The organism is Rhodococcus sp. GQ147, from assembly GCF_059759155.1.
Map to the genome: position 1 here is coordinate 42,941 of NZ_JCAXDU010000016.1, position 13,464 is coordinate 56,404.

8 protein-coding genes are annotated in these 13,464 nt (G+C 69.0%); all 8 read right to left on the minus strand.

Annotated elements, in window-relative coordinates; genetic code table 11:
- Position 1 precedes the first annotated feature (1 nt).
- The 8 genes from AC6CID_RS18115 to AC6CID_RS18150 all read right to left on the minus strand — a co-directional run bounded on the left by AC6CID_RS18115 (position 2) and on the right by AC6CID_RS18150 (position 13,423).
- A complete protein-coding gene (locus tag AC6CID_RS18115; RefSeq protein ID WP_498354274.1) occupies positions 2-4,810 on the minus strand; it encodes an NAD-glutamate dehydrogenase in 4,809 nt (1,602 codons plus the stop codon).
- A 140-nt stretch (positions 4,811-4,950) separates the two neighbouring features.
- The gene (locus tag AC6CID_RS18120; protein WP_019289031.1) at positions 4,951-5,373 is read right to left on the minus strand and encodes an acyl-CoA thioesterase; all 423 of its coding nucleotides are present in this window, start codon (positions 5,371-5,373) and stop codon (positions 4,951-4,953) included.
- Positions 5,366-7,039 (minus strand): energy-dependent translational throttle protein EttA, encoded by a 1,674-nt coding sequence (gene ettA, locus AC6CID_RS18125; RefSeq protein WP_006551119.1) that lies wholly within the window; start codon positions 7,037-7,039, stop codon positions 5,366-5,368. Before ettA ends, AC6CID_RS18120 begins: the two co-directional genes overlap by 8 nt.
- Positions 7,040-7,111: 72 nt before the next feature.
- Positions 7,112-8,242 (minus strand): lipase family protein, encoded by a 1,131-nt coding sequence (locus AC6CID_RS18130; protein ID WP_498354275.1) that lies wholly within the window; start codon positions 8,240-8,242, stop codon positions 7,112-7,114.
- 90 nt (positions 8,243-8,332) lie between these two features.
- Positions 8,333-10,366 carry a bifunctional copper resistance protein CopD/cytochrome c oxidase assembly protein gene (locus tag AC6CID_RS18135; protein ID WP_498354276.1) on the minus strand — a complete coding sequence of 678 codons (2,034 nt, stop codon included), beginning with the start codon at positions 10,364-10,366 and terminating at the stop codon, positions 8,333-8,335.
- Between the two features lie 2 nt (positions 10,367-10,368).
- Complete coding sequence (locus AC6CID_RS18140; protein WP_019289028.1) at positions 10,369-11,619, minus strand: vWA domain-containing protein; 1,251 nt, start codon at positions 11,617-11,619, stop codon at positions 10,369-10,371.
- Positions 11,619-12,467: an AAA family ATPase gene (locus AC6CID_RS18145; RefSeq protein ID WP_498354295.1), complete on the minus strand. Its 849-nt coding sequence runs from the start codon at positions 12,465-12,467 to the stop codon at positions 11,619-11,621. Before AC6CID_RS18145 ends, AC6CID_RS18140 begins: the two co-directional genes overlap by 1 nt.
- Before the next feature lie 44 nt (positions 12,468-12,511).
- Positions 12,512-13,423 carry an XdhC family protein gene (locus tag AC6CID_RS18150; RefSeq protein ID WP_037216509.1) on the minus strand — a complete coding sequence of 304 codons (912 nt, stop codon included), beginning with the start codon at positions 13,421-13,423 and terminating at the stop codon, positions 12,512-12,514.
- Between the last annotated feature and the right edge of the window lie 41 nt (positions 13,424-13,464).

Below are 13,464 nucleotides of genomic sequence, written 5' to 3' on the forward strand. Positions count from 1 at the left end.
GTTACCTCCGATCGGATGCGCGCGTGCGCACCATGCCCCTGATCTGTCGTGCCGCCACCGAGAGGGTGGCGAGGTCCAGACTTCCAGACGCGAATATCTCGTCGAGCGCCGCCCTCGCACGGACGAGTTTGGAGCCGTTGGACGACTCCCAGTCCTCGATCATCTCCTCGGTCGACTCCCCGGGTTCGGCGCCGGCGAGCACGTCGAGGACGAGCGACCGCAACGAGCCGTACAGGTCGTCGCGCAGCGCGAGTCGTGCCAGCGAATGCCAGCGGTCGCCCCGCTCGAGACCGGAGACCGCCGTGAGCAGGCGGTCGACGCCGAGACGCGCGTCGAGGGCGTAGTAGAGATCGGCGACCTCCGCCTCGTCGCGCTGCTCTATGTCGGCGATGTCGATGACGTCGAGCAGCGGGAACTGGTCGAGGAGCCGGAAGACGACGCCCGTGAGCTCCTCCGGCGCTCCTCGTTCGAGGAGCGGGCGGGTACGACGAAGGAAGTCCTCGGCGTGGTGCCCGCGCATCCAGTCCGCGACCCGCGGTGCGAGACGCGCGAAGGCATCGCGGTAACGGCTGATCTCGGCACCGACCGCGAGGGGCTGCGGTCGCGTGGCGAGGAGCCGGCGCGACGCCCGGTCGAGCACGCGGCGGGATTCGAGCAGCAGGTCGTCCTCGATGTCGACAGGCAGCCCAGCGGCCCGGATCTCGTCCCACAGGGCCGGTAGCCCGAAGATGGTGGTGACGGCGGTGTAGGCGCGGATGGCGTCGGTCGCCGACGCCCCGGCCTCCTCGGCGAGCCGGTAGACGTAGGTGGGGCCGCCGTTGTCGACCGTGGTGTTGGCCAGCATGGTCGCAACGATCTGCCGACGCAGCGGATGCGCCCGGATCCCGGCCCGGAACCGCTCGCGCAGAGCGGGCGGGAAGTAAGCGGGCAGGATCGACGCGAAGGTCTCATTGTCGGGCAGGTCCGTGGCCAGCAGGTCGTCGACGAGGGCGAGCTTGACGTGGGCGAGGAGCTGCGCCAGCTCCGGCGACGTCAACCCCTCCCCCGCCGCTTCACGACGATCGAACTCGGCCTCGTCGGGCAGGGCCTCGAGGCCGCGGTCGAGTCCACGATCGAGTTCCAGGGCTGCGAGCATCCGACGGTGCACCCCCAGCAGGGACGGCGCGACGGCCCGCTCGAGTCCGAGCACGGCGTTCTGCGAGATGTTGTCGGCGAGAACGAGTTCGGCGACGTCGTCGGTCATCGACGCGAGCAGCGGATTGCGGTCCTCCGCCGCGAGTTCGCCGGCGGTCACCATAGCGTCGAGGAGAATCTTGATATTGACCTCGTGGTCGGAGCTGTCGACGCCGGCCGAGTTGTCGATCGCGTCGGTGTTGATCTTCCCGCCGGCGCGCGCGAACTCGATGCGGCCGCGTTGCGTGACACCGAGATTGCCGCCCTCGCCCACGACCCGGGCACGCAGTTCCCGCCCGTCGACGCGCACGCCGTCGTTGCTCTTGTCCCCCACGTCCGCATGGGTTTCCGTCGACGCCTTCACGTAGGTGCCGACACCGCCGTTCCACAACAGGTCGACGGGTGCGCGCAGGATCGCGCGGATCAGTTCGGGCGGTGGGAGTGCGGTGACGTCGTCGGGCAGGTCGAGCACCGCACGCACCTCGGGACCGACGGGCACCGACTTGGCCGTCCGGTCCCACACCCCGCCCCCGGCCGAGACGAGTTCGGTCGAGTAGTCCTTCCACGACGACCGCGGCAGTTCGAACAACCGGCGCCGCTCCTCGAACGACCGCTCCGGATCGGGATCGGGATCGAGGAAGATGTGCCGATGGTCGAAGGCCGCGACGAGCCGGATGTGCCGGCTGAGCAGCATGCCGTTGCCGAAGACGTCACCGCTCATGTCACCGATGCCGACGACGGTGAAATCGTCCGTCTGCGGGTCGGATCCGAGTTCGCGGAAGTGACGCCGGACGCTCTCCCATGCACCGCGCGCGGTGATGCCCATCTCCTTGTGGTCGTAACCGGCGGAGCCACCTGACGCGAACGCGTCGCCGAGCCAGTAGCCGTATTCCGCCGCAACGGAATTCGCGAGGTCGGAGAACGACGCGGTGCCCTTGTCCGCGGCCACCACGAGATACGGGTCGTCGTTGTCGTGACGCACGACCCGCTGCGGCGGGACCGTGTCGTTGCGGGCGGCGTCGAGGTTGTCGGTGATGTCGAGCAGACCGGCGATGAAGCACCGGTAGCACCGCTCGCCACGCTCGCGGACGGCGCGCCGGTCCGCCTCGGCGTCACCGGTCGGACGCGGGGCGTGCTTGACGACGAAGCCGCCCTTCGCACCCACGGGCACGATCACCGCGTTCTTCACGGCCTGCGCCTTGGCCAGGCCGAGCACCTCCGTGCGGAAGTCCTCCCGGCGGTCGGACCAGCGCAGACCACCGCGGGCGACGGGACCGAACCGCATGTGGACGCCCTCGACGCCCGGGGCGTAGACGAACACCTCGAAAGCCGGTCGCGGCTGGGGTAGTTCGGCGATCCGTCGCGGATCGAACTTGAGCGACAACGCCCGGCCGTCCGGGCGCTCGTACCCGATACCGCCGGCCACGTAGAAGTTGGTGCGCAGGGTCGCACGGATCAACGAGAACAGTCCCCGGAGGATGCGGTCGGTGGCCAGGGCGGTCACCTCTGCGATCGTCGTCGTGAGTTCCTCGGCGATCTGCTGTTCGCGTTCGGCGGAGGCGTTCTCCGGATCGAATCGGGACTCGAACAGCCCGACGAGCAGCGCCGCGGTGTGGGGGGCGCCGAGCAGCACACCTTCGATGTTGTACTGGCTGTACGGAAATTCGGTCTGGCGCAAGTACTTCGCGTAGGCGCGGAGAAGCACGACCTGCTTCCAGGTGAGCCCGGCGCGCAGCACGAGCTGGTTGAACCGGTCGGTCTCGACCGCCCCCCGCCAGGCCACGGTGAAGGTGTCGGTGAGACGATCCGCCAGAGTCGGATCGGCCTCCACGATGCCGTGCTCGATGTCCTCGGGCAGACAAAGTCCGAAATCGTATATCCCGCACTCGATTCCGTCCGATCGCGGCAGCCGGTAGGGCCGCTCGTCGACGACCTCGACGCCGAGGCTCTGCAACACCGGGAGGATCCGGCCGAGGGTGACCGCCTCGTCGGCGATGTACAGGGTGAAACGCAACGACAACGGATCGTCGGAACCCGGACGGTACAGGTGCGTGTCGAGATCGCCGGAGTCGAGCGCTTCCAGACGCCGCAGGTCGTCCAGGGCACGTTCGGAGCCGAAGTCCTCCTTGTACGCCTCGGGCACGACCTCGGCGTACCGCTGCACCAGCAACGGATCGAGATCGCCGGTCGCGGCCGCCGCCTCACCGAGCCGATCGGCCCAGTTGCGGGTCACTTCCGCGAGCATCGCCTGGATCCGCAGGCGGTTCTCCTCGGAGGTGTCCACCTCGCGACGTGCGCGGCCGGAGAAACGGATCGTCACGTGCAGCAACGCGAGGTCACGTTCGGAGACCCGCGCGGTGTAGTCGAGTACGCCGCCACCGAACTCGCGCAACAGGATGTCCTGGATCGCCACGCGCACCTTCGTCGTGTAGCGGTCGCGCGGCAGGTAGACGAGGCACGAGATGTACCGCCCGTAGGTGTCGACGCGGACGAACAACCGCACCTGCCTGCGGATGTCGACCACCGCCGTGACGGTCTCGTAGAGGGTGTCGGTGTCCATGGAGAACAGTTCCGCGCGGGGCACCGTCTGCATGATCTCGAGCATCGCCTGGCCGCTGTAGGACGACAGCTCGACCCGCGCCCGCGCGACGACCTCCCGCACCCGGCGCGAGACCACGGGGATGTCGAGGATGTTCTCGTGCAGAGCGGTCACGGTGAGGACACCGAGGAAACGATCCTCCCCGACGAGCGCGCCGTCGGCGTCGAGCCGGGCGACGCCGACGAAGTACGGATAGACGGAACGGTGCACGGTGGCGGGAAGCGCGCCCTGAGTGAGCACGAGCAGCGGGCGGCGGCACGTGCCGACCTCACCGGGCAGGTCGAGCGGGTCCGCGACCGAGGCATCGGTGCGCAGCACTCCCCTGCCGCTGCCGGGCACGGGCGTCGCGCGCACGTTGTCGTCGCCGCCGTCGGGAACGAAGTCGTAGCGCCGGTAGCCGAGGAGGGTGAAGTTCCCGCCGCTCAACCAGCGCAGCAGTTCGGCGGTCTCGGTGAGCTCGTCGGCCGTGTAGTGCGCCGGCGGATCGGCGGCCAGGCCGTCGAGCGCGTCCGCGAGGTCGCGCTGCAGGGCGTGCATCTTCCCGGAGTCCGACGCCACCTGCCGCACATCGGACAGTACGCGCCGCAGGCCGTGATCGATCTCCTCGACCGATTCGTCGTCGACGGGCCCGCGCAACTCGATGTGCATCCACGATTCGGCGACTCCACCCGAGGCCCGTCCGCCTTCGTCGGCCAGGCGCTCGAGGTCGCCCTCGGCGGTGCGGCGCGCAGACAGGACGGGGTGGATGACCGTCGCCACCGAGACACCCAGCCGGGACAGCAGTGCCAGCACCGATTCGACGAGCAGCGGCATGTCGTCGGTGACGATCTGTACGGCGACACCCATGCCCTCGGTGCGGCGCACACCGACGACAGCGGTGCCCGGTGCGCGGCGACGACCGAGACGGACGTGCTCGAGCGCGGCCGCGCCGTGGTCCGTGGTGAACTCTCCGGAGCCCTGATAGATCCGCTCGAGGACCGCCTCGGGAGAGGCATCGCTGTCCGTTGCATTTGTCTGCACCACAGCCGGATCGGCCATCGACACCCTTCCTGCTCTGTCGGGCGGATACACCGCGCGCCGCGGACGGACTCGTGATCGAGCCTATCCGCGGCGCGCAGTCGGGGGGTCGAAACCGGCGGGTCGGGTAACAGCCGGGCCGGTCGACAGGATGTACCCGCTCAGCCGGTGGGCGTGACGGCGCGGTGCCGGTCGAGCACCGCCCGTACCTCGTCTGTCAACGGCTGCGACGTGTCGGTCTCGGGATCGAAGCCGACGAGCACGGTGTCGGCGACCGCGCACACCACGCCGTCCCGGTCGAGGATCGTCTGACGCACCGTGAACGAGCTCGTGCCGAGACGCAGCACCGTCGTCTCGACCTCGATCGGCGCCGAGGAATCCTTGATCGGACGCAGGAACTCGACGTCCATCTTCCGGAGCACGACGGCATCGCGGGCCGGCAGCTCGCTCCGGAAGAACTTGATGCGCCCTTCCTGCAGGTATTCCACGACCTTGGCGTTGTTGACGTGCCCGAGCCGATCGGAGTCGCCCCAGCGCACCTCGACCGGGCACCGGTAGGGCCGGTGGCCGTTGCGCTCAGTCACGCGTGAGCTTCCGGTGCGTGACGCGGTGCGGACGTGCCGCATCGGCTCCGAGACGCTCGATCTTGTTCGCCTCGTAGGCCTCGAAGTTGCCCTCGAACCAGAACCACTTGCCCTCTTCGACGTTGCCCTCCCACGCCAGGATGTGGGTACAGGTGCGGTCGAGGAACCAGCGGTCGTGGGAGATCACGACGGCGCAACCCGGGAACTGCTGCAGCGCGTTCTCGAGCGACGACAGGGTCTCGACATCGAGGTCGTTGGTCGGCTCGTCGAGGAGGATCAGGTTGCCGCCCTCCTTGAGCGTGAGCGCCAGGTTCAGGCGGTTGCGCTCACCACCGGAGAGCACACCGGCCGGCTTCTGCTGGTCGGGACCCTTGAACCCGAACGCGCTCACATACGCGCGCGACGGCATCTCGTTCTGCCCGACCTCGATGAAGTCGAGACCGTCGGAGACCACCTCGAAGACCGTCTTCTTCGGGTCGATGTTCGCGCGGTTCTGGTCGACGTAACTCAGCTTGACCGTGTCGCCCACCTTGACGGTGCCGCTGTCGGGCTCCTCGAGACCGACGATGGTCTTGAACAGCGTGGTCTTGCCGACGCCGTTGGGACCGATGACACCGACGATGCCGTTGCGCGGCAGCGTGAACGACAGGTCCTTGATCAGGACACGGCCGTCGAAGCCCTTGTCGAGGTGCTCGACCTCGACAACGACGTTGCCCAGACGCGGCGGCGTCGGGATCTGGATCTCCTCGAAGTCGAGCTTGCGGTACTTCTCGGCCTCGGCTGCCATCTCCTCGTAGCGGGCCAGACGCGCCTTGTTCTTCGTCTGCCGTGCCTTGGCACCGGAGCGGACCCACTCGAGTTCCTCGCGGAGCCGCTTCTGCAGCTTCTGGTCCTTCTTGCCCTGGACCTCGAGACGCTCGGCCTTCTTCTCCAGGTAGGTGGAGTAGTTGCCCTCGTAGGGATGCAGCTTGCCGCGGTCGACCTCGCAGATCCACTGCGCGACGTGATCGAGGAAGTACCGGTCGTGGGTGACGGCCAGCACGGCGCCCGGATAGGACGCGAGGAACTGCTCGAGCCACAGCACCGACTCGGCGTCGAGGTGGTTGGTGGGCTCGTCGAGGAGCAGCAGGTCGGGCTTGCTCAGCAGCAGCTTGCACAGCGCGACACGGCGGCGCTCACCACCGGAGAGGTGGGTGACGGGTTCGTCCGGCGGAGGGCAGCGCAGTGCGTCCATGGCCTGCTCGAGCTGCGAGTCGAGATCCCACGCGTTGGCGTGGTCGAGCTCCTCCTGGAGCTTGCCCATCTCCTCCATCAGCTCGTCGGAGTAGTCGGTGGCCATGAGCTCGGCGATCTCGTTGAACCGGTCGAGCTTGACCTTGATCTCGCCGAGGCCCTCCTCGACGTTCTCCCGGACCGTCTTCTCCTCGTTGAGGGGCGGCTCCTGCTGGAGGATGCCGACGGTGGCCTCCGGATCGAGGAAGGCCTCGCCGTTGCTGGGCTGGTCGAGCCCGGCCATGATCTTGAGAATCGACGACTTGCCCGCGCCGTTGGGTCCGACGACGCCGATCTTCGCGCCGTGGTAGAAGCTCATGGTGACGTCATCGAGGATGACCTTGTCACCGTGCGCCTTGCGCACCTTCTTCATCGTGTAAATGAACTCCGCCATGACCACCAGCGTATCGGTCGACGGTCGATAACCCACATCGTGCGACCACGGGATGCCCGGGCCGCGCCCGCGTCAGCGCCGCAGCAGCTCCGCGACGAAGCCTGTCGTGTCGGGCAGCGACGCGAACATCGTCTCCGAGTGCCCTGTCGGATACGTCCGGAACTGCGCGTTCGCGCCCCCGGCCCACAGGTCCCCGATCAGTTCGAACGCGAGCGGCGCGGGCACCGTCGTATCGCGCAGACCCTGCGCGAGGAACAGTGGCCGGTCGTAACCACGGGTCGGCACCGCGACATAGTCGGTGAAGGCGGCGCGGAACCGGTCGTCGCTCAGCGGACGGGCAAGGACCTCGCCGATGCCGATCTCGCCGTAGCGGTCCATCAGCTCGTCGTAACAGAGTCGCTCGGCGGCGTCGACCACCTCGCGACCGAGGGGAGTGAGGTATCCGTCGACGTCCAGGGAAGGATCGGCGTCGCGCAGACCCGCGAAGATGTAGGCGGCGAACGCCGTGAGCCCGTCGAGACCGAGATCGGGGAAGCCCGGGAATCCGAGCGGGAACACGTACTCGAGGTTGGACGGCGCGCCCGTCGTGAGCGTCCCGCGGAAGTCCAGTTCGGGCGCGCGGGTGGTCGCCGCGTGCGCGGTGTGCAGACCCGCGTGCCCACCCTGCGACTGCCCGATCACGACCCAACGGTCGGACAACGCCGGCTCGACGGCGCGTCCCGCCCGCACGATGTCGATCACGCTGTTCGCGGCACTCTGCCCGTCCAGATAGCGGTGCAGTCCGTCCGAGCCCAGGCCCGGATAGTCGGCTGCCACGACGGCATAGCCCTGCCCGAGCCAGTGGTCGAGATAGGTGGTGTCGCGCGGGGTACGCGGCAACCGCGAGGGCGCGCACGAATCGTCGAGACCGACCGTGCCGTGGGCCCATGCGACGATGGGCCACCCGCCCTCGGGCGGCGTGCCGGGAGGGACGAACAGTGCCCCGGTCGCCGTGGTCGGGGCGCCGTCGCGCCACTGCGTGGTATAGGCGAGGACGCGAGCCGAGGACGCCCCGGGCAGGGACGATTCCGGGTCGAGCGGGGCGACCTCGACAACCTTTCCCGGCGCCGGGTTCGCGCCCACCGCGGGAGGTGACACGACGGTCGTCAGCAGTGCCAGAGCACCGGCGAGCAGCAGGGCGGGGACGTGCGTGGTACGGGTCACGCCGAGGACGATACGGACCGTCCGGCCGCGGCGTCCGTATTCGTCCGATTCGCCGCGGCGCGACAGGATGTGCGTGTCGGATCGGCGCGGCTAGCGGCCTTCGCGGTCGCGGCGCGCCAGCTCGGCGAACATCGCGTTGTGTGCCGCGAGGTCGGCGTCGTCGTCGCGCTCCGCAGCCCGGTCGACGCGACGGGCCGTGCGCCGGTCGGTGCGCGACCACTGGACGAGCAGCGCGAGCATCACGAGTACGAGCGGAATCTCGCCGGCCGACCACGCGATGCTGCCGCCGACCTTCTGATCGGAGAACAGGTCGTAGTTCCACGGCAGGGCCAGGCCACGGTAGTAGCTCTCGGCCATCACCGTGCCCATGCTCATGAGCGTCACACCGAAGAAGGCGTGGAACGGGAGCGAGCCGAAGACCATCGCCAGCTTCGTCACGGGCTGCAGGTCGCGTGGCGACGGGTCGACGCCGATCACCACCCAGTAGAACAGGTAGCCGCTCAGCAGGAAGTGCAGGTTCATCAGGACGTGGGCGGTGTGACTGTCGATGAACGCGGTGAAGATCCCTCCGAGATACAACGCGTAGAAACCGCCGACGAACATCACCGATGCCACGATCGGGTGCGTGAAGAAGCGCGACAGCGGGCTGTGGAGGAACTCGAGGATCCATTCGCGCGGGCCGGGAGGGGCGTTGCGTCCGGCCGGCTTGAACGCACGCAGGGCGAGGGTCATCGCCCCGCCGAGCGCCAGAAGTACGGGAGCGAGCATCGACAGGGCCATGTGCGCGCCCATATGCACGCTGAACATCGCCGGCGAGTACATCCCGACGCCCGAACTGGTGGCGACGAACAGCACGAAGCAACCCGAGAACCAGGCGATCGACCGGCCGACCGGCCACGAGTCGCCGCGCTTGCGCAGCGTCCACAGACCGATGGCGTAGGCGGCGGCGAACACGAGAGCAGCCGTGCCGAAGATCAGGTCGAAGCGCCACTGGCCGAAGAACAGGCTCACGAACGACGGCGGTACGTCGAGCTGGTAGCCGAGCTCGACCTCCTGGATCGTCGGTACCGAGGCCGGCGGCGGCGGGGGCGTGCGGCCGAGTCCCACGGCCAGGCCGATGGTCGCGGCGAGGACGAACGCCTCGGCGAGGGTGAACCGGACGAGAGCGGACCGGCTGGTGGGGTCGGCCTCGAGGGCCGGAAGCGCCCGGCGTCGCTGAGCCCAGCCGAAGATGCCGAGCAGGACCAGCGCGACGGTCTTCGCGAGCAGCAACCTGCCGTAGGTGGTGGTCGTCAGGTCGTCGAACGACATGCGGACCGCGGCGTTGATCACGCCGCTGACAGCCATCACGACGAACGCGAGTCCGGCGACGAAGGAGAACCGCCGGGCGGCGACATCGGTGTGCTCCCCTCCCCGCATCGAATGGGCGAGCAGCGCGAACAACCCGCCGGCCCAGACGGACGCCGCGCCGAGGTGCAGCACGAGGCTGTTGGTCGCCATATCGTGCGAACCACCCGACGAGGAGTGCCCGGTCAGGGCGATCGGCATGAGGGCGACGAACGACAGCAGCAACAGATACGGCGTCCACGACCAGCGCACTGCGAGTCGGGTCAGCAGCGCGGTGATCAGCGCGAGCACGGTCGTCCAGGCCCAGGCCAGCGCGACCTCCACCTGACCGAGCGCCGAGAACAGGTTCTCCGGACGGATGGCCTCACTCAGCGGACTGCCGGAAGTGTCGGACAAGGTCAGCGGCACCATCAGCGCCGCTGTCACGGCCCACACCGTCGCCGCGACGCCCGCCGTCCGCACGGCGCGATAACCGCCGACGTCGAGTACCCCACTCCGCTGCGGGGGCACGAGGAAGGCGGCGAAGAACAGCGAGCCGATCGTGATGACCGTCGCGATCTCGGAGATTGCGCGGACCGCCGGGAGACCGTAGGTGGTGAGCGGACCGGGATCGGGGATGCCGAGCAACACCAGAGCCTGCGCAGCGGACAGTCCGACCGCGAACGCCGCGACGAGGGCGGCGAGGAGGCCGAAGAGAATCAGCAGTGCCGGCGGGTTTCCCCTCATGGGGGCGGGCGCCGGAGGCTGCGCGGGAGACGCGAGCTCGGATGTTGCCATGCCTACCAGGGTAGGACGTTCACGCCATGACCTACGACACGCCGTCGGAGTCCCCCGTCCCCCGTATCCGTGGACGTAACAACGTCGACCGCGTGCTGCAGGGCCACGAGTGTGTCGGCCGCCACCATCGCGTCGCAGTGTGGAAGCGCGGCGGACATCGACCCGGTCGAGGGCGTGAAACCGGACTGCCCGGCCCGGGGGTTGAGCCACACCAGCCGGTGCGCGCGACGCCGGATCCTGGCCAGGACGTGGGCGAGTTCGGTGGGATCGTCGCTGTCCCAACCGTCGGACGCGACGACGACGATCGCTCCGCGCATCAGGTGTCCGTGATGGGAGGCGACCACCTCGGCGAGCGAACCGGCGATGCGGGTGCCTCCGAACCGCGTCCGTACCCGCTCGTTGGCGACGCCGATCGCCTGATCGACCGACCGGTGCCGGAGGACCGGCGTCAGACGCGCAGCTGTGGTGGAGAACACGAAGACCTCAGCCGTTCCGGTGTGGGCGAGCGCACGCACGAGATGCAGATACACCCCGATGTAGGGACGCATGGAACGGCTGACATCGCAGAACACGACGACCTGCCGCCGGCGTCGACCCGGTCGCGTGCGGATCAGCCGGAGCGGCTCGAACCCCGTGCCGCGGGAGGCTGCGATGCTCGCGCGGATGTCGACGCGTCCGGTGTGGCGTTGCACCCGGCGGCGGGTGCGGCGGATCGCCCAGCGCGCTCCGGCCGCCTCGATCCATGTCTCGAGGAGTGCGAGTTGCGCCGGGTCGAGGTCGTCGAACCGCTGATCGGCGATCTCGGCCAGTGCGCTCGCCACCTCGCGCCCCGGGCGGCCGGGTGCCCGCTCCCCCTCTGCGGATTCGACGATCGTCCTGGTGACCCATGGAACGTCGTGCCCGGAAGTGGGAACCCCGATGGGCCGGCTGGGTCCGTCCGGTGTCGACGCCCCCGGCGCGCCTTCGTCCTCGGGTCCCGTGCGACGGGCGTGCGGGTCGAGCGGAACTGGTGCCTCGCCGAACACCCGGTCGAACACCGTATCGAAGGTGGACAGGCTCTCGTACCGGTCGACGAGGGTGAGCCGCGCGGTCCAGTACAACCGAGTCCGCGTGGTTGGCGGACACGCACGCAAGCCGCGCGTGAAGGTCGCCGCTCCGTCCGCCGGGACCACGATCCCGGCGGACCTGAGCCGGTCGACCAACGCGACTGTGAAGGCGGCGTGATCGACCCCGGGGAGCAGCCCGGCGCTCATTACACTTCGGTGGAGACGAAGCGGGTCAGCGCCTCCCCCAGCGCATCGCCGTCGTCGGGAGTCTTCGCCAGTGCCGCGAGCGACATCGCCGCTTCGGGCCGGACGAGGTCGGTGACACCGAGCGCGGCGAGGGCCGATACCCAGTCGATGGTCTCCGCGATTCCGGGTGCCTTGTCGAGATCGAGTCCGCGGGCCACCGCGACGAAATCTGTGGCACGTTCGACGAGCGCGAGGTTCGCCGATGGCACCGTGCGACGCAGGATCGCCACCGCCCGGGCGCGGTCGGGGTAGTCGATCCAGTGGTACAGGCAACGTCGCCGCAGTGCGTCGTGTAGGTCGCGGCTCCGATTCGAGGTCAGCACGACAACGGGCGGGCGGGTCGCGGTGAGGGTGCCGAGTTCGGGAATGGTGACGGCGAACTCCCCCAGGAACTCGAGCAGCAACGCCTCGAATTCGTCTTCGGCACGGTCGATCTCGTCGACGAGCAGAACGGCGGGTGTGTCGCCGCGGTGGCGGACGCAGCGCAGGATGGGGCGTTCGAGGAGGTATTCCTCGGAGTACAGGTCGGCTTCGGCGGGAACGTCGCCGCGCGCCTCGGCGAGCCGGATCGCGAGCAACTGGCGTTGGTAGTTCCAGTCGTAGAGGGCCTCGGCGACCGACAGTCCCTCGTAGCACTGCAACCGGATCAGCGGGCTGCCGAGAATCTGCGCGAGCACCTTGGCGGCAGTGGTCTTGCCGACCCCAGGTTCGCCCTCGAGCAACAGCGGTCGCCCCAATGCGACGGCGAGGTGGATCGCGGCGGCGGTGCCCTGATCGAGTAGGTGATCGTGGCTGTCGAATCTGGCCATCACGTCGTCGACGCCGGTGAAGATGCCCGGAGAGGACGGGTCGGTCACGCGACGTCGTCCTTCTCGAAGCGGCTGCGGCAACCCGGGCAGCAGAACCACATCGTCCGGCCCGCAACGACGAGGTGCGGGGTGGACTCGGTGATCGTGACGGTCATCCCGCACACCGGGTCGACGGCCGTCTGCGGCTTCGACTCCGTCTCCCTCGGCACCTCGACGCGTCGACAACTCTCCTCGGAGGGGCGGATGAGGCTGCCGCTGCGCGCGACTCGCACGATGTCGGCCACGATCGACAGACCGATCTCCGCGGGGGTGCGGGCACCGATATCGAGCCCGACCGGGGTGTGCACGTGGGCACGCTCGTCGTCGGTCGGATCCACCTCGTCGAGCACCGCGGCGCCACGGGTGTGACTGGCGACCAGACCGATATAGCGGCTTCCGGCGTCGAGCGCCGCGCGGATCACACTCCCCTCGTCGCCTCCGTGACTCGCGACGATCACCACCGACGCCTCGGCAGGCACTCGCGTCCCGCGAATCCGTTCCACCGAGTAGTCGACGCGCCGCGCGAAGTCGCTCACGGCGTCGGCCACGGGCGAGTCCCCGAAGACGGCCACCACGAGCGCAGGCATCCGCGGCTCGAGAAAGATCTCGGTGGCCCCACCGGACATGCACGGGTTGACCGCGATCGTCGCCCCCGGGGTGTCGGGGAACTCGGCGGCTCCGGCCGGCAGCACCCGTAGGAGCATGCTCTCCCCTCGCTCGAGCACCGTGCGGGACATTTCGCGCACCGAGTTCTCGGTGCACTGTCCGCCGACGAACCCCTCGATCGTGCCGTCGGCGTGGACGAGCGCCCGGTCGCCCGAGTGCGCGGACGTCGGCGGCTGTGCCCGTACGACGGTCGCTTCCACGAACGGGCGGCGTTCGCTGCGCAACTGTGCTGCCCGCACCGCAAGGTCCATGTCCTCGTACTCCGCTCGTTCCACTCGAATCCTTCTGTCGC

Bases quoted from the DNA above. Each gene is read 5' to 3' on its own strand.
- AC6CID_RS18115 (WP_498354274.1), bottom strand. From the start codon at position 4,810: ATGGCCGATCCGGCTGTGGTGCAGACAAATGCAACGGACAGCGATGCC.
- ettA (WP_006551119.1), bottom strand. From the start codon at position 7,039: ATGGCGGAGTTCATTTACACGATGAAGAAGGTGCGCAAGGCGCACGGT.
- AC6CID_RS18135 (WP_498354276.1), bottom strand. From the start codon at position 10,366: ATGGCAACATCCGAGCTCGCGTCTCCCGCGCAGCCTCCGGCGCCCGCC.
- AC6CID_RS18140 (WP_019289028.1), bottom strand. From the start codon at position 11,619: ATGAGCGCCGGGCTGCTCCCCGGGGTCGATCACGCCGCCTTCACAGTC.
- AC6CID_RS18145 (WP_498354295.1), bottom strand. From the start codon at position 12,467: ATGGCCAGATTCGACAGCCACGATCACCTACTCGATCAGGGCACCGCC.
- AC6CID_RS18150 (WP_037216509.1), bottom strand. From the start codon at position 13,423: ATGGACCTTGCGGTGCGGGCAGCACAGTTGCGCAGCGAACGCCGCCCG.